Annotated in this window: 19 protein-coding genes and 1 rRNA gene; 16 read left to right on the top strand and 4 right to left on the bottom strand. The window is 69.9% G+C overall.

Translation table 11 applies throughout. The features are described from left to right. The first annotated feature begins 2 nt into the window (after nucleotides 1–2). A complete protein-coding gene (fabI, locus tag QWJ13_RS23890; protein ID WP_316526956.1) occupies nucleotides 3–770 on the top strand; it encodes an enoyl-ACP reductase FabI in 768 nt (255 codons plus the stop codon). A gap of 109 nt (nucleotides 771–879) precedes the next feature. Here the strand turns inward: fabI and QWJ13_RS23885 are convergent, their stop codons facing one another. Next, nucleotides 880–1554, bottom strand: a complete 675-nt coding sequence (locus QWJ13_RS23885) for a FadR/GntR family transcriptional regulator (protein ID WP_316526955.1) — start codon at nucleotides 1552–1554, stop codon at nucleotides 880–882. A 121-nt stretch (nucleotides 1555–1675) separates the two neighbouring features. Here QWJ13_RS23885 and QWJ13_RS23880 point away from each other — a divergent pair, with 121 nt between their 5' ends. The 3 genes from QWJ13_RS23880 to QWJ13_RS23870 all read left to right on the top strand — a co-directional run bounded on the left by QWJ13_RS23880 (nucleotide 1676) and on the right by QWJ13_RS23870 (nucleotide 3931). Beyond that, nucleotides 1676–2983, top strand: a complete 1308-nt coding sequence (locus QWJ13_RS23880) for a CynX/NimT family MFS transporter (RefSeq protein ID WP_432277589.1) — start codon at nucleotides 1676–1678, stop codon at nucleotides 2981–2983. 174 nt (nucleotides 2984–3157) lie between these two features. Continuing rightward, nucleotides 3158–3280 (top strand): SGM_5486 family transporter-associated protein, encoded by a 123-nt coding sequence (locus QWJ13_RS23875; protein WP_316526953.1) that lies wholly within the window; start codon nucleotides 3158–3160, stop codon nucleotides 3278–3280. Nucleotides 3281–3403: 123 nt separating this feature from the next. Next, nucleotides 3404–3931 (top strand): SixA phosphatase family protein, encoded by a 528-nt coding sequence (locus QWJ13_RS23870; protein ID WP_316526952.1) that lies wholly within the window; start codon nucleotides 3404–3406, stop codon nucleotides 3929–3931. 67 nt (nucleotides 3932–3998) lie between these two features. Here QWJ13_RS23870 and serB read toward each other — a convergent pair whose 3' ends face one another. Continuing rightward, complete coding sequence (gene serB / locus QWJ13_RS23865; RefSeq protein WP_316526951.1) at nucleotides 3999–5255, bottom strand: phosphoserine phosphatase SerB; 1257 nt, start codon at nucleotides 5253–5255, stop codon at nucleotides 3999–4001. Between the two features lie 223 nt (nucleotides 5256–5478). Between serB and QWJ13_RS23860 the strand changes: the two genes are divergently transcribed. From QWJ13_RS23860 to QWJ13_RS23850, 3 genes are all read left to right on the top strand, one after another. After that, on the top strand, nucleotides 5479–8124 hold the full coding sequence (locus QWJ13_RS23860) for an FHA domain-containing protein (protein ID WP_316526950.1): 2646 nt from the start codon (nucleotides 5479–5481) through the stop codon (nucleotides 8122–8124). A gap of 284 nt (nucleotides 8125–8408) precedes the next feature. After that, the gene (locus QWJ13_RS23855) at nucleotides 8409–9506 is read left to right on the top strand and encodes a GAF domain-containing sensor histidine kinase (protein WP_316527382.1); all 1098 of its coding nucleotides are present in this window, start codon (nucleotides 8409–8411) and stop codon (nucleotides 9504–9506) included. Then, nucleotides 9499–10155, top strand: a complete 657-nt coding sequence (locus QWJ13_RS23850) for a response regulator (protein ID WP_316526949.1) — start codon at nucleotides 9499–9501, stop codon at nucleotides 10153–10155. The genes QWJ13_RS23855 and QWJ13_RS23850 overlap by 8 nt, the downstream gene beginning before the upstream one ends. Before the next feature lie 1023 nt (nucleotides 10156–11178). Here the strand turns inward: QWJ13_RS23850 and QWJ13_RS23845 are convergent. Continuing rightward, the gene (locus QWJ13_RS23845; RefSeq protein ID WP_316526948.1) at nucleotides 11179–11982 is read right to left on the bottom strand and encodes an Rv1486c family protein; all 804 of its coding nucleotides are present in this window, start codon (nucleotides 11980–11982) and stop codon (nucleotides 11179–11181) included. A gap of 150 nt (nucleotides 11983–12132) precedes the next feature. Here QWJ13_RS23845 and QWJ13_RS23840 point away from each other — a divergent pair, with 150 nt between their 5' ends. From QWJ13_RS23840 to QWJ13_RS23810, 7 genes are all read left to right on the top strand, one after another. Continuing rightward, complete coding sequence (locus QWJ13_RS23840) at nucleotides 12133–12924, top strand: ABC transporter ATP-binding protein (RefSeq protein WP_316526946.1); 792 nt, start codon at nucleotides 12133–12135, stop codon at nucleotides 12922–12924. A 120-nt stretch (nucleotides 12925–13044) separates the two neighbouring features. Beyond that, the gene (locus QWJ13_RS23835) at nucleotides 13045–13467 is read left to right on the top strand and encodes an NfeD family protein (protein ID WP_316526944.1); all 423 of its coding nucleotides are present in this window, start codon (nucleotides 13045–13047) and stop codon (nucleotides 13465–13467) included. A 10-nt stretch (nucleotides 13468–13477) separates the two neighbouring features. Continuing rightward, entirely contained in the window at nucleotides 13478–14527 is a 1050-nt protein-coding gene (locus tag QWJ13_RS23830) for an SPFH domain-containing protein (protein WP_316526943.1), read from the top strand. Between the two features lie 182 nt (nucleotides 14528–14709). Next, nucleotides 14710–15468: a sulfite exporter TauE/SafE family protein gene (locus QWJ13_RS23825; protein WP_316526942.1), complete on the top strand. Its 759-nt coding sequence runs from the start codon at nucleotides 14710–14712 to the stop codon at nucleotides 15466–15468. Between the two features lie 38 nt (nucleotides 15469–15506). Next, nucleotides 15507–15686 carry a DUF1272 domain-containing protein gene (locus QWJ13_RS23820; RefSeq protein WP_316526941.1) on the top strand — a complete coding sequence of 60 codons (180 nt, stop codon included), beginning with the start codon at nucleotides 15507–15509 and terminating at the stop codon, nucleotides 15684–15686. A 64-nt stretch (nucleotides 15687–15750) separates the two neighbouring features. After that, entirely contained in the window at nucleotides 15751–16056 is a 306-nt protein-coding gene (locus QWJ13_RS23815; protein ID WP_316526940.1) for a 4a-hydroxytetrahydrobiopterin dehydratase, read from the top strand. 123 nt (nucleotides 16057–16179) lie between these two features. Next, a complete protein-coding gene (locus QWJ13_RS23810) occupies nucleotides 16180–18171 on the top strand; it encodes a PQQ-binding-like beta-propeller repeat protein (RefSeq protein WP_316526939.1) in 1992 nt (663 codons plus the stop codon). Nucleotides 18172–18282: 111 nt separating this feature from the next. On the opposite strand, the gene QWJ13_RS23805 is transcribed toward QWJ13_RS23810, so the two are convergent. Continuing rightward, nucleotides 18283–18813 carry an HNH endonuclease gene (locus QWJ13_RS23805; protein WP_316526938.1) on the bottom strand — a complete coding sequence of 177 codons (531 nt, stop codon included), beginning with the start codon at nucleotides 18811–18813 and terminating at the stop codon, nucleotides 18283–18285. 347 nt (nucleotides 18814–19160) lie between these two features. On the opposite strand from QWJ13_RS23805, the gene tyrS reads away from it, so the two are divergent. Both tyrS and QWJ13_RS23795 read left to right on the top strand, forming a co-directional pair. Then, nucleotides 19161–20429: a tyrosine--tRNA ligase gene (gene tyrS / locus QWJ13_RS23800; protein ID WP_316527381.1), complete on the top strand. Its 1269-nt coding sequence runs from the start codon at nucleotides 19161–19163 to the stop codon at nucleotides 20427–20429. 594 nt (nucleotides 20430–21023) lie between these two features. Beyond that, nucleotides 21024–22547: ribosomal RNA gene (locus QWJ13_RS23795) — 16S ribosomal RNA — on the top strand.

The following is a 22547-nucleotide window of genomic DNA, read 5'->3' as shown; positions in this document are numbered from 1 at the left end:
TCATGAGTGGAATCCTCGAAGGCAAGCGGATCCTGATCACCGGTGTGCTGATGGAGTCCTCCATCGCCTTCCACACCGCCAAGCTCGCTCAGCAGCAGGGCGCGGAGATCATCCTCACCGCCTTTCCGCGCCCGAGCCTGACCGAGCGGATCGCCAAGAAGCTGCCGCACCCGGTCAAGGTGCTGGAGCTGGACGTCTCCAACCCGGAGCAGCTGGCCGGCATCGCCGACCAGGTCCGCGAGCACCTGCCGACCCTGGACGGCATCGTCCACTCGATCGGCTTCGCGCCGCAGGACGCGCTGGGCGGCAGCTTCCTGGACACCCCGTGGGAGTCCGTGGCCACCGCGATGCACGTCTCGGCGTACTCGCTGAAGTCGCTCACCACGGCGCTGCTGCCGCTGATGCAGGACGGCGGTTCGGTGGTCGGCCTGACCTTCGACGCGCAGTTCGCCTGGCCGCAGTACGACTGGATGGGCCCGGCCAAGGCCGCCCTGGAGTCGACCAACCGCTACCTGGCGCGCTACCTGGGCGAGCGGAACATCCGCTGCAACCTGGTCTCGGCCGGTCCGATCGGCTCGATGGCCGCCAAGTCCATCCCGGGCTTCGGCGAGCTGGCCGACACCTGGAACCACCGCTCCCCGCTGAAGTGGGACCTGAGCGACCCGGAGCCGGCCGGCCGCGGCATCGTCGCGCTGCTGTCGGACTGGTTCCCGAAGACCACCGGCGAGATCGTCCACGTCGACGGCGGTCTGCACGCCATCGGCGCCTGACGCTCCTGCCGTACGCCGCTGCCCGGTCCTCCTTCGCGGGAGGGCCGGGCAGCGGCGTTTCGGCGGTGGGGCGTTTCGGCGGATGGGTGGGTGCCCGGACCTCGGCTGCTCAGACCTCGGCGGTGGCGCAGGCGCCGATCGCCCGGCCGGCCTCGACCGAGGCGCGCTGGGCGTCGCCGTCCCGGATGGCCTCCAGGATGGTGTGGTGGCCGATGTAGCGCTCGGCGATCAGCTCGGGGCCGACGTCGTGCCGCAGGTGCTCGCGGGTGACCTCGCCGAGGTCGGCGTAGACGGCGAGCAGGACGTCGTTGTGGGCGGCGGCCACCACGGCCTGGTGGAAGGCGGCATCGGCCTGGACGAAGTCCTCGGCGTCGCCGGAGTGCCAGGCGCTCTCCCGGCGGGCCAGCGAGCCGTCCAGCAGTTCGAGGTCGCGCGCGGTACGGCGGTGGGCGGCGAGGCCCGCGGCGGAGGTCTCCAGCGCGGCTCTCAGCTCGGCGACCTGGGCCTGGTCGGCGTCGGCGAAGCGGCGGTGCATCACCCCGGCCAGCTCGCTGGTGGCCAGCACGTAGGTGCCGGAGCCCTGCCGGATGTCGAGCAGGCCGTTGTGGGCGAGGGCGCGGACGGCCTCGCGGACGGTGTTGCGCGCGACGCCGAGCTGCTCGACCAGGGCGGCCTCGGTGGGGATGCGTGAGCCGACCTGCCACTCCCCGGACGTGATCTGGGCACGCAGTTGTGCGATCACCTGATCGGACAGCGGGGTGCGCCTCGGCGAGGACAGCGCCACGGGGACTCCTTGCGACTACGGCTCGGGTGGGGCCTGGGTGGAAGGTGGCCGGTGGATGAACGTGAACGGTCGGAACATCATGCCAATTCCAGGGTGCATCAATTCATCCCATCATTCTATGATGACCCTCATGCCCGCAGCTGACACCACCGCTTCCTCCTCCCGAACCGAGGCCCCGCCACAGCCGAACGAGCGGCCCGCCGCCGGCTCCACCAAGTACCTGGGCTGGCTGTTCGCCGTCGCGATCGCCGCCGCCGCCTTCAACCTGCGCCCCGTGGTCACCAGCCTCGGGCCGCTGCTCGACCAGGTCCGCACCGACCTCGGGATGAACCCGACGCTCGCCGGGCTGCTCACCGCCGTCCCGTCGCTGTGCTTCGCGCTGTTCGGCTTCGCCGCGCCCGCCGCGGCCCGCCGGATCGGCCCGATCGCGGTGATCACGGCCGGGATGGGCGCTATCACCGCGGGCGTGCTGGCCCGATCCTTCGCCGGCGGCACCGCGGTCTTCCTGCTGTTCACCGCGCTCGCCCTGGCCGGGGTCGCGGTCTCCAACGTGCTGCTGCCGGTGGTGATCAAGCGGTACTTCCCGGAGAAGGTCGGTCCGATGATCGGCCTGTACTCCATGGCACTGTCCGCCGGCACCGCGCTCGCCGCCCTGGTCAGCGTGCCGCTGACCAGCACGCTGGGCGGCGACTGGCGCTACGGCCTGGGCGTCTGGGCCGCCCTGGGCGCGCTCGCCCTGCTGCTCTGGCTGCCGGTGCTGATCGCCAGGCGCGAACGCGGTGAGCGCGCGGGCGGCGCGGCGGCCCCCGCCAGGCTGCCGATCACCCGCAGCCGTACGGCCTGGGCGCTGGCCGGCTTCTTCGGCCTCCAGGCCACCGGCGCGTACGTGGTGATGGGCTGGCTGCCGAAGATCTTCCAGGACTCGGGCATCGACAAGGGCACCTCCGGGGTGCTGCTCGCGGTCACCATGGTGATCGGCGTGCCGGTCTCCTTCGTGCTGCCCAACCTGGCCGCCCGGCGCGGTGACCAGCGCCTGTTCGTGGTGGTGCTGGCCGCCTGCGGCATCGCCGGGTACGCCGGACTTGCCCTCGCCCCGGCCGGGGCGCCGTGGGTCTGGGCGGTCCTGGTGGGCCTGTCCAACTGCGCCTTCCCGCTGGTGCTGACGATGATCGGGCTGCGTGCCCGGACCGCGGGCGGAGTGGCGCAGCTGTCCGTCTTCGCCCAGGGCGTCGGCTACCTGATCTCCGTCCCGGGCCCGATCCTGATCGGCCGGATCTACCAGGTCACCGGCGAGTGGTACTGGCCGCTGGGCTTCCTGGCACTGCTGCTGGTGCCGCAGATGCTGTTCGGCCTGCGCGCGGCGCGGGCCCGGCACATCGAGGACGAGGCGGTGCATCCGGCTCGGTCGGCGGGTCGGGCCGAGGCGTAGGCGTCCACCACGGGGGCGTGACGGCGGGAGGCGGGGCGCGGTGGTGCAGACCGAGGTCGCGCTCTGTCGGGGAAGGCCAAGGCCGGACCGCGCTCTGAGAGGGAAGGTCAAGGCCCGGCCAAGACGGCGGGGCCAGCGGATGGCGGGCATGTTCGGGATGGAAGAATTCCGGACATGCCCGTTCTCGATCCCAATCCCACCGACGGCCGCAAGCAGCTCGGCCGTATCGCCCTCGCCATCGTCGCCATCGCGGTGCTGGTGTCGGTCATCGCCACCGTCGCCTCCTCGATGGGCTGACGGACGCCCGTACGCCACCTGGCGCCCTGGTGAACGGGGCGTGATGACACTCGTCGTCCCTCGGAGTGGCGGCATCCGGGAGCATCGCGCCCCCGGGCCGCTTTTCTGCCAAGCTTGCTGGGTATGAGCGCCGACACACCCCGCAGGATCATCGTTCTCCGCCATGCCAAGGCCGACTGGCCGAACGGGGTGGACGACCACGAGCGGCCGCTGGCCGACCGGGGCCGCCACCAGGCCCCGGACGCCGGCCGCTGGCTGGTCGACTCCGGCATCAACCCCGACTACGTGCTCTGCTCCACCGCGCTGCGCACCCGAGAGACCTGGAAGCTGGCGGCGCACGAGCTGCCCAAGCGCGCCCGCAAGACGGTGTACGAGGACCGGGTCTACGAGGCCAGCCCCGGTGAGATCATCGCCGTGCTCCAGGAGACCCCGGAGGAGTACTCGGACCTGGTGCTGGTCGGACACAACCCGGGTGTGCTGGGCCTGACCCAGGTGCTGGCCGGGGACGCCGGTGACCGGGACGCGCTGGAACGGCTGCGGCTCGGAGGCTTCCCGACGGCGGCGATCGCGGTGCTGAGCTTCAGCGGTTCCTGGAAGGGCGTCGAGCCGGGTGTGGCCGAGCTGGTCTCGTACTACACGCCGCAGGACTGACGACCGGGGGAACGCACCTGAGGGGCGCGCGGATCGTCCGCGCGCCCCTCGGAGAGCCGATCGGGTGCTACTCGGTCGGGGTGCCGTACAGGGCGTCGGCCGCCTCGACCTCCTCGCGGGTGATGCCCAGCAGGTACAGCACGGTGTCCAGGAACGGCACGTTCACCGCGGTGTCGGCGGCCTCGCGCACCACCGGCTTGGCGTTGAAGGCCACCCCGAGACCGGCCGCGTTCAGCATGTCCAGGTCGTTGGCACCGTCGCCGATCGCCACCGTCTGCTCCAGCGGCACCTTGGCCCGCTCGGCGAAGCGGGCCAGCCAGCGGGCCTTGCCCGCCCGGTCCACGATCTCGCCGACCACCCGGCCGGTGAACTTGCCGTCCACCACCTCCAGGGTGTTCGCGGCCGCGAAGTCCAGCCCCAGCTGTTCCACCAGGTGGTCGGTGACCTGGGTGAACCCGCCGGACACCACCGCGACCTGGTAGCCGAGACGCTGGAGCGTACGGATCAGGGTGCGCGCGCCCGGGGTGAAGCGGACCTCGGCGCGCACCTTCTCGGTCACCGAGGCGTCCAGCCCGGCCAGCAGCGCCACCCGGGCGCGCAGCGACTCGGCGAAGTCCAGCTCGCCACGCATCGCCGCCGCCGTCACCTCGGCGACCTTCTCCTCGCAGCCCGCGTGGGCGGCGAACAGCTCGATCACCTCGTCCTGGATGAGCGTGGAGTCGACGTCCATGACCACCAGGCGCTTGGCCCGGCGCTCCAGACCGGCGGCGACCACCGCGACGTCCACCCGCTGGGTGGCCGCTTCCTGGGCCAGCGCGGCCCGCAGCTCGTCGGTGGCCACACCGGAGACGGCCAGCTCGACCGCCGTCACCGGGTACTTGGCGAGTCGGAAGACACGGTCGATGTTGCCGCCCGAGGCGGTGATCCGGGAGGTGAGCGCGCAGACGGCGGCGGCGGTCAGCGGGTTGCCGAGCACCGTGACGTGCGAGCGGCCCTCGCGGCGCGGCCGGTTGTCACCGATACCGGAGATGATCTCGGCCTGCAGCTTCTGCTCGTCGGCCCAGCGGTGGACGGTGGCCCGCAGGCCGCCCTCGGCGCCGGGTGCCGTAGGAGGGGTGACCAGGGCGCACAGCGTGATGCGGCCGCGGGTGACGACCTGCTCGATGTCGATGACGTCGACGCCGAAACCGGCCAGCGTCGCGAAGAGTCCGGCGGTGATGCCGGGGCGGTCCTTGCCGAACACCTTGACGAGCAGGGTGCGCTCGTCCGTGGTCCGGTGCTGGGCGGCGGGGAGAGGCTCAGCGGCCAGGGGCGATGCGTTCATGGTGCCTCCCACGCTACCGGGCGCGAGGTGGCCCGGGAGCACCCGTCCCACCTCGCGGGACGCGGCGGCTCCGGGGTCGGTAGCAGCCTGGTCACAGTCACCCGGGGTGGCTTTCACCGGCGGTCGGCGGGCTGGAATGATTCCCCCCGTCAGTCAGAGGAACATCGCACCCCCGGCCGGGGGCCACAATTCGGGGGAACCGAGAGAGCGGGGCAGGCGAGCAGTGCCGCAACTCGTCATTGAGATCAACGGACAGCAGCGGACTCTGGAGCCCGGGCGGTCCTACACCATCGGGCGCAACCCGCAGTCGGACTTCCTGTTCGACGACGCCAGGGTCTCCTGGCAGCACGGGACCATCAGCTTCAACGGCAGCGGTTGGCAGCTGGACGACCACGGCAGCACCAACGGAACGTACGTGGCCGGCGCCCGCACCATGCAGGCCCAGCTGTTCCCCGGTGCCGTGGTCAACCTCGGCAACCCGGAGAACGGCCCCCGGCTCGGCTTCTCCGCACCAGCGCACGCCGCCGCTCCACACTCCGGTGCTCCGCATGCCGGTGTACCGCAGGCGAGTGCTCCGCAGGCCACCCCGATGCACGAGGCCGCCACCAGCCGCGGCCCGGTGCCCACGCCGCAGCAGCCCGGCCCGCAGCAGGGCTGGCCGCAGCACGACCCGTACCAGCAGCCGCAGCAGCAGGCCTGGCCCGGTCAGCCGCAGGCCCAGCAGGCGTTCCCGCAGCAGCAGTACGCGCCGCCGCAGGCGCAGCCGGCACCGCGGCAGCAGCCCCAGCACGGCGGCTTCCCGCAGCAGGGCTTCCCGGCTCCGCCGCGGCACGGGGACGGCGGTCCGCAGCCGACCATGATCCGCAACCTGACGTCGGCCATGCGCACCGTCCGGATCGGCCGTGCGCTCGACAACGACATCGTGGTGTCCGACCTCCAGGTCTCCCGCCACCACGCCGAGCTGCGTCAGCTCCCGGACGGCCGCTACGAGATCGTCGACCTCGGCAGCCACAACGGCATCTACCTCAACGGCCAGCGGGTGCAGCGTCAGCTGATGGGCCCGCAGGACCGGCTGACCGTCGGTCACTCCGGCTTCGTCCTGGTCGGCGACCAGCTCCAGGAGTTCGTCGACACCGGCGCGGTCTCCTTCTCCGCCCGCCGCCTGACCGTCGAGGTCGAGCACAAGGGCGCCAAGAAGATCCTGCTCAACGACGTCAGCTTCGGCGTCCCGGAGAAGTCCCTGGTCGCGGTCATCGGCCCGTCCGGCTCCGGCAAGTCCACGCTGCTGCGCGCCCTCACCGGCTACCGCCCGGCCGACCGAGGCGAGGTCCTGTACGACGGCCGCAACCTCTACAAGCAGTTCGCCGAGCTCCGCTCGCGCATCGGCCTGGTGCCGCAGTCCGAGATCCTGCACCGCGAACTCACCGTCCGGAAGGGCCTCAAGTACGCGGCCCAGCTGCGCTTCCCCGGCGACACCGAGGCCCGCGAGCGCGAGGCCCGGATCGACGAGGTGCTGTACGAGCTGCGCCTGGACAAGCGCGCCGACAACAAGATCACCGCACTCTCCGGCGGCCAGCAGAAGCGTGTCTCGGTCGCTCTGGAACTGCTCACCAAGCCTTCGCTGATCTTCCTGGACGAGCCCACCTCGGGCCTCGACCCGGGCATGGACCGCGAGGTCATGCAGATGCTGCGCGGCCTCGCCGACGACGGCCGCACGATCTTGGTCGTCACCCACTCGGTGGCCGAACTCGCACTCTGCGACCGGCTGCTGGTGATGGCGCCGGGCGGTTCGGTGGCCTACTTCGGTCCGCCGGACGAGGCGCTGCACTTCTTCGGGTACGAGACCTGGGCGGACGTCTTCCAGGCTTTCGAGAACTACCCGGACCACGACTGGGCCGGCCGCTACCGGGGCTCCGTGCACTACCAGCAGTACTCCGCGCCCACCGCGGAGGCGGGCGAGGTGCAGCACGCCCAGGTCGCCCAGGAGGCCGTCAAGCCGCCGAAGCCGCAGAGCTGGGGCTCACAGCTGTGGACGCTGATGCGTCGCTACATGTCGGTGCTCGCCTCGGACCGCGGCTTCCTCGCGCTGTCCGTGCTGCTGCCCGCCGTCATCGGCGCGGTCAGCGTGCTGATCCCCAACGAACCGGGGCTCGCACCCAACCCCAAGACGCAGCTCCACCTCAACAGCGGCGCCGCGACGATCATGCTGATCCTGGCGATCGGAGCCTGCTTCTCCGGAGCGGCCAACTCGGTGCGTGAGTTGATCAAGGAGCGGGCGATCTACGAGCGAGAACGAGCCACCGGGCTCTCCCGCTCGGCGTACATGATGTCCAAGATCATCGTGCTGGGCTTCTTCAGCGTGATCCAGGGCGCCATCATCTCCGCCGTCGGCTTCCTGCCGCGCAAGCTCCCCGAGCACGGCCTGATCGTCAAGAACCTGCCGGTCATCGAGATGACCATCGGCATGATCCTGCTGAGCTTCGCCGCGATGATGTTCGGCCTGATGATCTCCGCACTGGTGAAGACCGCCGAGAAGACCATGCCGTTGCTGGTCATGTTCGCCATCGTGCAGGTCGTCTTCACCGGCTGTCTCTTCCAGATCTTCAGCAAGCCCGGACTGGAGCAGGCCGCCTGGCTGATGCCCGCCCGCTGGGGCACTGGCGTCGTGTCCACCACGCTCGACCTGTCCGTGCTCATGGGCCCCTGGAACAAGGACTTCCAGAACCCCAATTACGACCCGCTCTGGAAGCACAGCGTCGCCCAGTGGGCGATCGACGCGGGTGTGCTGATCGCCATCTCGATCGTCATCGGCGTCCTCGTGACCCGGCTCCAGCGCCGGCACGAGCCCGAGGTCATGCAGAAGGGTTGAGTCCTTCTCCGACAGGCCGAGGGGCGGCTCTCCCACTGGGGAGGGCCGCCCCTCGGCGTTCCGGGCGGTCCCGTGCCGTTCCGGGAGGGCCCTGAGGGCCCTGAGGCCTAGGTCCCCGGACCTGGGCCCGGGGCGGCCACAGGCGGACGCGGCGCTGCTTCCTACGGCGGTAGTTTGGCGGTATGCCCAGCACCACCGGAGACCACCGGGCCCACTGGGGCCCGCTGCCCGCCTGCGAACCGTGCTTGTCCGGGATCGAGGCCGTCAGCCAGGCGCTGCTCGCCATGAGCCGACACCTGGAGGTCCGCGAGGTGCTGCGCCGCATCACCGCCTCCGCCCGCGGCCTGCTCGGCGCCGAATACGCGGCCCTGGGCGTACCCGACGACCATGGCGGCTTCGCCCAGTTCGTGGTCGACGGCGTCACCGACGAGCAGTGGCGGGCGATCGGCCCCCTGCCCCGGCAGCACGGAGTGCTCGCCGCGATGCTGCACGAAACCGGGCCCACCCGGCTCGTGGACGTCCGCAAGGCACCCGCCTTCGAAGGGTGGCCCGCCGCCCACCCCGACATGGACGCATTCCTGGGCATGCCGATCCTGGACACCGACGCGGCCGAGGACGAGCCGCAGGTGATGGGTGTCATCTTCCTCGCCAACAAGCGTGGCGGCGGCCTCTTCACCGACCACGACGAGGAGCTGTTGCGGATCCTTGCCGCGCACGCCGCTCTCGCCCTGTCCAACGCCCGGCTGTACGAACGCAGCCGTGAGCTCACACTCGCCGGCGAGCGTGCCCGGATCGCCCACGATCTGCACGACGCCGTCTCGCAGAAGCTCTTCTCGCTCCGGCTCACCGCCAAGGCCGCCGCGAAGCTCGTCGACCGCGACCCGGCCCGCGCCCGCGCCGAGCTCGCCGAAGTCGCCCGGCTGGCCGCCGAGGCCGCCGACGAGCTGCGCGCCGTCGTCGTCGAGCTGCGTCCCGCCGCTCTGGAGGAGGACGGGCTGAGCGCCACCCTCGCTTCCCAGGTGCAGGTCCTCGACCGGGCACACGCCGCCGACGTGGCCTTCGCCGCCGATGGTGTCCGGGCGCTGCCGCCGGCCCAGGAGGCCGCACTGCTACGGGTCGCCCAGGAGGCGCTGCACAACGCGCTGCGCCACTCCGGCGCCCGCCGAGTCACCGTCACCCTGGCCGGGACGCCCGCGCGCGGCGCCGTACTGCGGGTGCGCGACGACGGGCGCGGCTTCGATCCGGAGTCCGTTCGTCGGGCCGGTCGCCACCTGGGCCTGGTCTCGATGCGCGACCGCGCGGCCGCTGTCGGCGGCACGCTCACCCTGGAGTCGGCCCCCGGCCGGGGGACGCTAGTCGAGATGGAGGTCCCCGGTGCCTGAGAGCACACCGTCGATCCGTGTCCTTCTGGTCGACGACCACCAGGTGGTCCGACGTGGGCTGCGCACCTTCCTGGAGGTCCAGGACGACATCGAGGTGGTCGGGGAGGCGGCCGATGGGGCAGAGGGCATCGAGCGGGCGCGTGAACTCGACCCCGATGTCGTGCTGATGGACCTCAAGATGCCTGGTGTCGACGGCATCGAGGCGCTGCGCACTCTCAAAGGGGAGGGCAGCCGGGCCCGGATCCTGATCGTCACCAGTTTCACCGAGCACCGCACGATGGTTCCCGCGCTGCGGGCCGGTGCGGCCGGCTACGTCTACAAGGACGTGGACCCGGAGGCGTTGGCAGGGGCGATCCGATCGGTGCACGCGGGCCATGTCCTGCTCCAGCCCGAGCTGGCCGAAGCACTGCTCTCCGACGAAGGCCCGCGCGCTCCGCAGGGCCGAGGCGGAACTCTCACCGAGCGAGAACGCGAAGTGCTCGGCCACATTGCCGACGGCCGTTCCAACCGCGAGATCGCCCGCAGCCTGCACCTCTCCGAGAAGACGGTGAAGACCCATGTGTCCAACATCCTCATGAAGTTGGACCTGGCCGACCGAACTCAGGCGGCGCTCTGGGCTGTTCGTCATGGGGAGACCCGCGAGGGGTAGTGCGACGGGGCGCGAGAACCCAGTGCGAACGCCGTGCCGATCAGCAGGGTTTTGGCCACGAAGGGGACCAAACGGGGGTCCGGCATGTGCCGTTCGGCATAGGTGGTCCGAATTGCGGTGGTGTGTTGTCAGTCGGCTGTGTCAGGCTGACCGCCGACACCGATCCCGAGGGAGGGCCGAGTGGACGCGATGCGCCATGGGTGCGGGCCTGCCGTGCTCGCCGATGAGTTTGAGTTGACGTGCCGTCTGGTCGACGAACCTCCGCTGTCCGGGCCCGGGTCGAGATCTGCCGCCGAGGGCAGAAGAGGAGGGTGGGAGCCCGACGGGCACTTGTCCGGATGCCAGGAGACGCGAACGGACTCCTGTGCGGTAGAGCCCGTCGGGCGCAGAGCGAACTCGACGCGGACGGCAGTCCGGGACGACCGGGAGTCCTACGGGCCTGAGCTGTTGAGGTGTCGGCTGCGGATGCGGCGTTGGCAGTTCAACCTGGCACGGGAACGTGAACTGATCCCCGAGCCGGACCTCGGTAGCGGTGCATGGTCGGCCCTCGTCGAGATGCAACTGAAGGCCCGTGCCGAGGAGATCATCCTCGCGCTGGGCGCGGTCCCGCCAATGGGCGCGACCAAAGCGGCCACGGTTCTGTGCCACACCACCGGCCTGTTGGTGATCGCCGAGGACGTCAGGCGGCTTGCCGCCGCAGGGGAGCTCCGACCGTGCGGCGGATACCGAGGCTGGCCGACGTACAGCCGAGAGGCTTTGGCCGCCGTCCAGCATGCCGCGGTGGAGCAGGTCGTCATGGAACGTATCCGCAAGGCTGCGGCCACAGCGCGGGCCGCAGCCGAGGCGCTGCATCAGCGGCTTGCGGAGAGCTACTCGGTGGAGGAGGCAGCCGAAGTCCTGGGGTGGCCGCAGTGCCGACTGGCGGCCGCCACGGCGAGGGGAGACCTGGCCGTAGGGCCCGACGGCAGGTACGAGCGCGCCGAGGTGATCGCGCTCGCCGCTGCCCCCGGAGCCCAGCAGCTCTCAGCGGTCGTCTCGCTCGTCGACGAGGGCGTTGTAGGCGGCCACCTGGGCGCGCCGGGTGGTGCGCCGCAGCGGGGCCAGGACGGACTGGCGGGCTGCCATCTCCGAGGCGCTGACGGCAGCGCCGTGCCCGCCGGAAGCGATCGACAGCAGGGCGGACACCTGACGGGCCGACTCCAGGACGCGGACCGCCCGGGGCGGGTAACCGGGGGCGAGCAGCTTGCTGTGGCCCTGACGACGGTAGGCATCGAGGGCGCGCAGGGCCTCAGGCCCTGCGCCGGCCACATCGAGGCGGGTGAGCATGACGGTGGCCTCTCGCAGCCCGTCCGCGAGCTCACGTTCGGCTTCGTGCAGCGAAGGTACGTCCGCCGGCGGTGCCTCGTTGACCGTGGAACAGTGCCACAGCACGGTGGCCGAGCGATCACCGGCAGGGCCGTACACCTGCACCTCCGGCACCAGTCCCAGCGGTGCACCCACAGCCAGGACGGCCTCGCCCGCAGCCATGGCCTGCTCGTTGAAAGCCCTCGGGCCGGTCAGCCCGAGCGGATGCCCGGCTGAGGGCAGCGCGAGACGCAGGCCCTTCACGCCGAGCACCCGAAGCCGGCCCAGCGCCCAGGTCAGCCCATGCTGCTCGCCGGGTTCGTCGCCGGGCAGCCCGGTCACCCGATGGGTCTCGTCCGCGCCCAAGACGGCCGCAGCGGCGTCATCCGGAGGCACCAGTCCCGCCAGCAGGGCATTGCCCCATGCGGTGAGCCGCCCCGAACGGGGCTCTTCGTACGGATTGTCGGCAGGAGTCGCGAGCATCCGGCCAGCCTACGGAATCGGCGGTCATCCGCGTGGCGTAGGTTTGCCCATGCGTGTGCGGCGCACCCATCCCGTGCCCACCGGCTGCCGGAGTAGGCTCGCCGCCCGCACCGACGGCCGAGAATCTTGTTTTTTGGGGAAGGCATAGGCATGAGCGACGTGCTGGAGCTGGTGGACGTATCCGTGGTCCGAGAGGGGCGCGCGCTGGTCGACCAGGTCTCGTGGTCCATCTCCGAGGGCGAGCGTTGGGTCATCCTGGGCCCGAACGGTGCCGGCAAGACCACGCTGTTGCAGATCGCCTCGTCGTACCTGTTCCCGACCTCGGGCAAGGTCACGGTTCTGGGCGAGAAGCTCGGCGAGATCGACGTCTTCGAGCTGCGTTCCCGGATCGGCCTGGCCGGTGCCGCCATGTTCGACAAGCTTCCGGCCGAGCAGACGGTGCTCCAGACCGTGCTCACCGCCGCGTACGGCATGACGGTCAGCTGGCAGGAGAGCTACGAGCAGTCGGACGAGGCCCGCGCCCTCGCTCTGCTCGACCGCCTCGGTATGGCCAATCTCACCGGCCGCAAGTTCGGCACCCTCTCCGAGGGCGAGCGCAAGCGCACTCTGATCGCCCGCGCCCTGATGACCGACCCTGAGCTGCTGCTGCTCGACGAGCCCGCGGCCGGCCTGGACCTCGGCGGCCGCGAGGACCTGGTCCGCCGGCTCGGCGCGCTCGCCCAGGATGAGTTCGCCCCGGCGATGGCCATGGTCACCCACCACGTCGAGGAGATCGCGCCCGGCTTCACCCATGTCCTGATGATCCGCCAGGGAAAGGTGCTCACGGCCGGCCCGATCGACACCGAGCTGACCGCCCGGAACCTCTCCAAGTGCTTCGGCCTGCCGCTCACCCTGGAGCGGCACGGAGACCGCTGGTCGGCCCAAGGCCTGCCGCTGGGCTGAGGCCCTGTCCGTCCGTCATTCGGAAGGTCGTCGGAAACCGGTCGCACGCGCGACCGGTTTCCGTCCGTCGACCTGCGGGAACTGTCCGCTTCGAAGGCCTTCGCTCCCTAGGATGGACGTGTGGACAGTTGGATCTGGTGGCTCCTGGCCGCCGCCGCGCTCGGCATACCGCTGGTGCTCACCGCGGTGCCTGAGTTCGCCATGTTCGCGGTCGGCGCGCTGGTCGCCGCCGGCGTGGCCGCACTGGGCGGGGGAGTGGTCCTGGAGACCTTGACCTTCGTCGCGGTCTCGGCCGCGATGGTGGTCTTCGTCCGCCCGATCGCCCGTCGGCAGCTGGAGAAGGGTCCGCAGGTCAAGATGGGCATCGAGGCGCTCCAGGGCGCCACCGCGGTCGTCGCGGAAACCGTCGACGGGGAGGGCGGGCGGATCAAGCTGAACGGCGAGATCTGGTCGGCCCGTGCGCTCCACCCGGGCCAGGTGTACCAGCCTGGACAGCAGGTCGACGTCGTCGAAATCCAGGGCGCGACCGCCCTGGTCGTCTAGGGGAGAGTCCGTGGAACCCGTCCTTATCGTTTTGGTCGTCCTGGTCGTGGTGGCCTTCATCGCGCTGATCAAGACGATCCAGGTCATCCCGCAGGCCAGCGCCGCGATCGTGGAGCGCTTCGGCCGCTACACCCGGACGCTCAACGCAGGGCTGAACATCGTCGTCCCGTTCATCGACCGCGTCCGCAACCGGATCGACCTGCGCGAGCAGGTCGTGCCGTTCCCGCCGCAGCCGGTGATCACCCAGGACAACCTGGTCGTCAATATCGACACCGTCATCTACTACCAGGTGACCGACCCCCGCGCCGCGACGTACGAGGTCGCCAGCTACATCCAGGCGATCGAGCAGCTGACCGTCACCACACTGCGCAACATCATCGGTTCGATGGACCTGGAGTCCACCCTGACCTCGCGCGAGGTCATCAACGCCGGCCTGCGCGGCGTCCTGGACGAGGCCACCGGCAAGTGGGGCATCCGGGTCAACCGCGTCGAGCTGAAGGCGATCGAGCCGCCGACCTCCATCCAGGACTCGATGGAGAAGCAGATGCGCGCCGACCGTGACAAGCGCGCCGCGATCCTCACCGCCGAAGGCCAGCGCCAGGCCCAGATCCTCAAGGCCGAGGGTGAGAAGCAGGCCGAGGTGCTCAAGGCCGAGGGTGAGGCACAGGCCGCGGTGCTGCGCGCGGACGGTGAGGCGGCCGCGATCCGCACGGTCTTCGAGGCCATCCACGACGGTGACGCCGACCAGAAGCTGCTCGCCTACCAGTACCTCCAGACCCTGCCCGAGCTGGCCAAGGGCGACTCCAACAAGCTCTGGATCATTCCCAGCGAGGTCGGCGACGCGCTCAAGGGCCTCGGTGGCGCCTTCACCGGTCTGACCGGCAACGGCGGGGTGAACGGCGGCGCGGTCGCGGCGCCCAGCGTCCCGCAGGCGGCCCCGGCGGCCACCCAGGTGCCGCTCGACCCGGCGTCCGGTCCGCGGCCGGTGGACACCGAGAAGGGTGCCGCCCGTCCCCGGGTGGACCCGGCGCGGGAGTACCCGAAGATCGACCCGGAGTGACCGGTCGGATCGTGCTTCGCCGGGGGCCCGTCGCCGAGAGGTGGCGGGCCTCCGGCCTTTCGCGGTGCGGAAGCCCCCGCACCGGGCGCTGTGGCGTGCATCCCGAATCGTGGGCGGGTCTGGTCGGTCCGCGAGGCGGTCCGGCATGATCCCTCGGACAGGACCGAGAGGAGAGGTGACCCATGACGCTCTGGGAGTCGATCGCCGTTCTGGTGGCCGGTGCCGGCGCCGGGATGATCAACGTGATCGTCGGCTCCGGGACGCTGATCACCTTCCCGGTCCTGCTCGCCGTGGGCATCCCACCGGTCACCGCCAACGTCTCCAACTCCTTCGGTCTGGTACCCGGTTCGCTCAGCGGCGTGATCGGCTACCGCCGCGAACTGGCAGGCCAGGGCCGTCGAGTGCTGCGCATGGGCAGTGCTTCGCTGCTCGGGGGGCTGGTCGGCGCGCTGTTGCTGATCAAGCTGCCGAGCGGCGCCTTCGACGCGATCGTCCCGGTGCTGATCCTGCTCGCGCTCGTCCTGGTGGTGATTCAGCCTCGGGTGGCCAAGGTCGTCGCCGCCCGTCGCCGCCCCGGCGGTGATCCGGACGGCAGCTTGCTGCTGCTGGTCGGGGTGTTCCTCACCGGCATCTACGGCGGCTACTTCGGTGCCGCGCAGGGCGTCCTGCTGATGGCGCTGATGGGCATGCTGCTCCAGGAGGACCTCCAGCGGATCAACGCGGTGAAGAACGCCTTGGCGATGATCGTCAACGGTGTTGCCGCGCTCTTCTTCCTGTTCACGTCGACGGTGAACTGGGCCGCGGCCGGTCTGATCGCGGCGGGCTCACTGGTCGGTGGCCTGGTCGGGGCGAAGGTCGGCCGCCGCCTCTCGCCGACCGTGCTGCGTGGTGTCATCGTGGTGGTCGGCCTTGCGGCCGTCACCAAGCTGCTGCTCAATTGAGTGACCGTCAGTCCGCATGAAGATCGGAGAATGGTGCCATGGCCCTGGAGATGCGTGAGACCTGCGAGCGCTGCGCGGTGTCGCTGACCGCCGACGGCGCCGCCTCGATATGTTCCTACGAGTGCACCTTCTGCTCGGACTGCACCGAGGCCATGGCCGCCACCTGCCCCAACTGCGGAGGCGAGCTGGTGACCCGTCCGCGCCGGAAGGTCGCCTGACACCGGAATCCCGGACATCCCGGAGTCCCGGCACCCGGACCGACGAGCCACCAGGAGCGCGGCGATGAGCAGCAGGGCACGGCTGAACGAGGACGAGATCACGGCGGCGCTGGCAGCATTGCCCCAGTGGACGCGGGAGGCCGACAGCATCGTCCGCAGCGCCGACGCCCCGGACTTCCCGGCCGCGATCCGGGTGGTGGTCGCGGTGGCCGAACAGGCCGAGGCGCTCGACCACCACCCTGACATCGACATCCGCTGGCGCACTCTGCGCTTCGTCCTGTCCACTCACAGCGCCGGCGGCCTCACCGGGCTGGACTTCACTCTCGCTGCCCGGATCGACGAGGCCCTGCGCGCCGAGTCGGCGGCCTGACACGGCTCGACCGAGAGGGCCGGGCCGTGCGGCGGAGGGCCCGGCCCGCGCCTTCGGGTGGGCGTGAGATGCTGACTGCCGCATCGGCAGGCAGGCAGGCAGGGCTCGGGAGGGACGGAACGGATGGCGCAGGAGCCCTTCGAAGACGCCCGTTCCCAGCAGCCGTGGCAGCCCCAGGGCCACCTTGACTGGCAGAACGGCGGGTACGGCGAATCCTCCGAGCAGGAGCAGACGCCGCAGCAGCCGTCGCAGTGGCAGCAACAGTCGGCCTACGGCTCGGCCGAGTACGGGCAGCAGCAGTCGCAGTACGGTCAGTTCGGCCGGGACGCCTACGGGCACGGGTACACCGGCTATGACCAGACCGGCTATGACCAGGGCGGATACGGCCAGAACGGGTACGGCCGGACCGGCCACGTCGAAGGCGGCCACGTCCAGGGCCAGTACGGCGGCCAGGAGCAGTACCAGCCGTATCCGCAGTACCCGGACCACGCGCAGCAGCAACACCCCTACCTGCCGTACGCCGATTCTCCTCAACCTGCCGGGGAAGGGCTGTACGTCCCGGAGGGGGCGGAGTACTCGACGGACGGCTACGTGCGCATCGAGGAGGCCGAGGCGGCGCCCGCGCCCGGCCCGGAGAAGCCCGAGGTGGCTCCTCTGTCACGGGATTCCGAGCCCCAGGCCGTTCCCGCCGCGTCGTCGCGGGCCGCCACCCGTCGAGGTGCCGCCGGCGGCACCTCCGGCTCCGATGTCGGCTCATCCCTCTCCGCGAAGGCCCGGAAGGCCGCCGACGCGGTGCTGACCGGCGAACACGTGCCCAGCCGCAGGGCCTTGCTGGTGCGGACCGGTGCCGGGGTGGCCGCGCTGGGCGTGCTGGTGGCGGCCGGGCTGATGGTGGGCGCCGAGAGTGGGGGCAGCGCGGCGGCGAGCAGCGGCGGTGAGCCGGGCTTCGCGGTGGCGCACACCCGGACGTGGGCCGCGCAGCCCGCCGCGGCCGGTACGTCCGCGAGCGACGACACCCTGATCGGCAGCTGGTTGCTGGCCGACGCGGTGGTCCGGGCCGACGGTTCCGGGGTGCGCGCGTACGACCGGACGGGCGGCAAGCCGACCTGGTCGGTGGAGCCGCCGGCTGCCGGGGCCGTCCCGTGCGGGCTGTCGGCGGGAGTGAACCAGGCGGGCCTGGGTGCGGCGCTGTTCCGTCCGCAGGGCGATCCGAAGGGCCCCTGCGCCCTGCTGTCCGTCGTGGACACCAAGACCGGTAAGACCGCTTGGACCAAGACCCTCTCGGACACGAAGGGCGTCTATTCCGCCCAGGTCGGAGTCACCGAGGACAAGGTGGTCGCCGTCGGCGACGACCGGGCGCTGGCCTGGGAGTCGGTCGACGGGAAGGACGTCTGGCAGTACACCGGGCAGGGCAGGTTCTGCACACTCTCCGGCGGCGTCAGCGGCAAGACCGTGCTCGTCGCCTCCTCCTGCGCCGATTCGACCCCCACCGACCAGGCCGTCTCGCTGAACGTCGCGGACGGCAAGGTCAGCTGGTGGCGGGGCCTGAACAACCAGCCGAAGACGGTGACCGTGCTGTCCGCGGAGCCGTCCGTGGTGCTCACCACCGGGGAAAAGCCCGAGAACGACCGGGTGTTCGCCTGGGGTCCGGGCGGCGACCCGGCCGCCGAGATCCCGGTGGTCGGCGACAGCGGTCGGCTCGATGTCGCCCACGGTGCGTTTTCGGCCACTCCCGAGGTGTACTTCGAGGGCCGCACGATGGTCACCACTCTCGCCCCGTCGAACGGCAGCGGGCCGGTGGCCGCGGTCGGCTACGACCTGGACACCGGCAAGCAGCGCTGGAAGGTGCCGACCGCCGCCAAGGGCGCCGTCCGGGCGGTCGGCGTCGACGGCGGATCACTGGTGCTCGCCGCCGACGAGCGCCGCGACCAGCCCGCCCGCCTCAGCCGTTTCCCCTTGGCGGGCGGCGAGGAGGCCGTTGGCGGGAACTTCCCGCTGGGCACCGGCTCGCTGCTGATCTCCGGACGGGTGCTGATCGGCGGCGGGCAGGTGGTCGTGGTGCCCGAGCACTCGGCCAACTACGGCACCGCGGCGGAGTACCGGGCGAAGGACTGAGGCCCTCGGTCCTCTCCCCGCGCACCGTCGCCCCCACCCGCCGCCGCTCTCGGATCGAGAGTGCCTTCAGGTCGAGAGTGTCCTCGTTTCCCGGCGTTCTCCGGCGACGCCTCACGCCGCGGAGACGGGCCGACCTGCTACGGCCGGCAGCCAGTCGGCGAGGTCCCGGGCCTCCGAGTCGCGCAGGCCGAGCGCCAGCATCAGGCTGGCTTGCGGCGTCGGCACGAACGGGCGGCGCAGCAGCCTCATCCCGGCCTGTTCCGGTGTGCGGTCCGCCTTGCGCTGGTTGTCCTCCGCGCACGCCGCCACGGTGTTCATCCAGCTGTCAGCGCCACCGCGAGACCTGGGCTGGAGGTGGTCCACGGTGGTGGCTCGCCGGTCGCAGTACGCGCACAGGTGTTGGTCCCGGGCCAGGACACCCCGCCGCGACCACGGAGCCTGTTGTCGGAACGGCACCCGTACGTACCGTTGCAGTCTGATCACCCGTGGCACCGGGAGGGCCATGCCCGCCCCCCGGATCGAGCGCAGCGGGTGCGCCTGCTCCACCACCGCCTTGTCCTGGAGCACCAGGACGACGGCGCGCTGGAGCGGCACCGTCGTCAGGGGCTCGTAGCTCGCGTTCAGAACCAGCGTGTTGCGCACTCGGCACACCCTTCCCGCGGGCGTGCCACGGCGGCACGACCGTCTCCACACACGTCACTGCCGCCGCACGGCGGTGGAACCACTCTGAATGGGCCCACAGCCGTCGAACAACGGAATTTCCGGTATCGGGGGAGGGGCGTGGGGGAGCGGGCGGGGGCCACGAGAGGTAGCCCGGCGGTGTCAGCGGGATGCCTGCAGAGTGCCTGTGGGGTGCCGTCGGGGTGCCTCGGGGAAAACTCGCTGGCCGGGACCGCGTAGGCTCTATCAGGCTGGAGTCGTACCGACCCGGGACCCGATCGAACCGGGCCATCGCCGGGCGGACGCCCGATCGAAGGAGAATCGTGACCGTGACGGACATCGTCGACGAGCTGCGGTGGCGTGGGCTGATCGCCCTGTCCACTGACGAGGACGCACTGCGCAAGGCGTTCGCGGACGGCCCGGTCACGTTCTATTGCGGCTTCGACCCGACGGCGCCCAGCGTGCACCTCGGCAACCTGGTGCAGATCCTCACCATGCGCCGCATCCAGCAGGCGGGGAACTTCCCGCTCGGTCTGGTCGGCGGCGCCACGGGCCTGATCGGTGACCCGAAGCCCACCGCCGAGCGCGTGCTCAACGACCCCGAGACGGTGGCCGGCTGGGTCGAGCGCCTGCGAGGCCAGATCTCGCGCTTCCTCGACTTCGAGGGCCCGTACGCGGCCCGCATGGTCAACAACCTGGACTGGACGTCCGGGATGTCGGCGATCAGCCTGCTGCGTGACGTGGGCAAGTACTTCCGGGTCAACAACATGATCGCCAAGGAGGCCGTCGCCCGACGGCTCAACTCCGACGCCGGCATCAGCTACACCGAGTTCAGCTACCAGATCCTCCAGGGCATGGACTACCTGGAGCTGAACCGCCGCTACGGCTGCTCCCTGCAGACCGGCGGCAGCGACCAGTGGGGCAACCTGACCGCCGGCGCGGACCTGATCCGCAAGGCTGACGGCAAGTCCGTCCACGCGCTCGCCACGCCGCTGATCGTCAAGGCCGACGGCACCAAGTTCGGAAAGACCGAGTCCGGCACCGTTTGGCTCGACCCCGAGCTGACCACCCCGTACGCCTTCTACCAGTTCTGGCTGAACGCGGACGACCGGGACGTCCCCACCTTCCTGCGGATCTTCAGCTTCCGCTCGAAGGAGGAGATCGAGGAGCTGGAGCGCGAGACCACCGAGCGCCCCGCCGCCCGCCTCGCCCAGCGCGCTCTCGCCGAGGAGCTCACCACGCTGGTACACGGCGCGGAGCAGTACGAGCGCGCGGTCGCCGCGTCCAAGGCACTGTTCGGCCAGGGCGACCTCGCCGACCTGGAGGCCCCGACCCTGGCCGCCGCCCTGGCCGAGGTTCCGAAGGCCGAGGTGCCCGAGCTCCAGTCGGTGGTGGACCTGCTGGTCGCCGTCGGCCTGTCGCCGAGCCGCTCGGCCGCCCGCCGGACGATCAAGGAGGGTGGCGCCTACCTCAACAACGTCAAGGTGACGGACGAGGAGGCCGTGCCGACCGAGGCCGACCTGCTGCACGGCCGCTGGCTCGTGCTGCGGCGCGGCAAGCGGAACCTCGCAGCGGTGGAACTGGTCGCCGCCGGCTGACCGGTCGGCTGACGCCTGGCTGAAAGCGCACCTGCTCTGACCTGCGGCTCAGAGCGTCGAGGGCCGGATCTGGACAGATCCGGCCCTCGACGTTTGACGACGTCGTCCAGGTGGCCTAGTGTTGAACGAGTCGCTGGAGCGGCCACCTCATTCAGCAAGACCCACTCTCACTCTGATCCCCATGAATATGGGTTCGGCGGCGTTGCCGCCGACGGGGCGAGAGTGAATTTCGAGTGAAACTCGAAATGCGGTAATGTGGTGGACGTCGCGAAAGTGACCTCGACCAGTTCGGGAAATCCGATGAATGAAACTCCGGAAAACGGAGCGGAAAACGTCTGATAAGCTGGGAACACGAAAGAACGAAGCCCGGAGGGTCTGCTGGAAGGCAGTCCGAAGGAAGCGTCCGTTCCTTGAGAACTCAACAGCGTGCCAAAAGTCAACGCCAGATATGTTGACATCCCCGGCCTCAGGTTTCCTGGGGTTGGAGATTCCTTTTGAAGTAAAACACTAGCGAGGACGCAGTGCGCGGGGCCGCCCTATTCCGGTGGTTGCCGTGCCGCTCAACGCGGGTGTCGACCCGATTACGGGTAAACATTCACGGAGAGTTTGATCCTGGCTCAGGACGAACGCTGGCGGCGTGCTTAACACATGCAAGTCGAACGGTGAAGCCCTTCGGGGTGGATCAGTGGCGAACGGGTGAGTAACACGTGGGCAATCTGCCCTGCACTCTGGGACAAGCCCTGGAAACGGGGTCTAATACCGGATATGACCTTCCTCCGCATGGGGGTTGGTGTAAAGCTCCGGCGGTGCAGGATGAGCCCGCGGCCTATCAGCTTGTTGGTGGGGTAATGGCCTACCAAGGCGACGACGGGTAGCCGGCCTGAGAGGGCGACCGGCCACACTGGGACTGAGACACGGCCCAGACTCCTACGGGAGGCAGCAGTGGGGAATATTGCACAATGGGCGAAAGCCTGATGCAGCGACGCCGCGTGAGGGATGACGGCCTTCGGGTTGTAAACCTCTTTCAGTAGGGAAGAAGCGCAAGTGACGGTACCTACAGAAGAAGCACCGGCTAACTACGTGCCAGCAGCCGCGGTAATACGTAGGGTGCGAGCGTTGTCCGGAATTATTGGGCGTAAAGAGCTCGTAGGCGGCCTGTCGCGTCGGATGTGAAAGCCCGGGGCTTAACCCCGGGTCTGCATTCGATACGGGCAGGCTAGAGTGTGGTAGGGGAGATCGGAATTCCTGGTGTAGCGGTGAAATGCGCAGATATCAGGAGGAACACCGGTGGCGAAGGCGGATCTCTGGGCCATTACTGACGCTGAGGAGCGAAAGCGTGGGGAGCGAACAGGATTAGATACCCTGGTAGTCCACGCCGTAAACGTTGGGAACTAGGTGTTGGCGACATTCCACGTCGTCGGTGCCGCAGCTAACGCATTAAGTTCCCCGCCTGGGGAGTACGGCCGCAAGGCTAAAACTCAAAGGAATTGACGGGGGCCCGCACAAGCAGCGGAGCATGTGGCTTAATTCGACGCAACGCGAAGAACCTTACCAAGGCTTGACATATGCCGGAAACACCTGGAGACAGGTGCCCCCTTGTGGTCGGTATACAGGTGGTGCATGGTTGTCGTCAGCTCGTGTCGTGAGATGTTGGGTTAAGTCCCGCAACGAGCGCAACCCTTGTTCTGTGTTGCCAGCATGCCTTTCGGGGTGATGGGGACTCACAGGAGACTGCCGGGGTCAACTCGGAGGAAGGTGGGGACGACGTCAAATCATCATGCCCCTTATGTCTTGGGCTGCACACGTGCTACAATGGTCGGTACAAAGGGCTGCGATGCCGTGAGGCGGAGCGAATCCCAAAAAGCCGGCCTCAGTTCGGATTGGGGTCTGCAACTCGACCCCATGAAGTTGGAGTTGCTAGTAATCGCAGATCAGCATGCTGCGGTGAATACGTTCCCGGGCCTTGTACACACCGCCCGTCACGTCACGAAAGTCGGTAACACCCGAAGCCGGTGGCCTAACCCGTAAGGGGAGGAGCCGTCGAAGGTGGGACCAGCGATTGGGACGAAGTCGTAACAAGGTAGCCGTACCGGAAGGTGCGGCTGGATCACCTCCTTT

The organism is Kitasatospora brasiliensis (genome assembly GCF_032654805.1).
In the GTDB taxonomy this organism is placed as follows: domain Bacteria; phylum Actinomycetota; class Actinomycetes; order Streptomycetales; family Streptomycetaceae; genus Kitasatospora; species Kitasatospora brasiliensis.
This window is presented reverse-complemented; position numbering and strand designations above follow the sequence as displayed.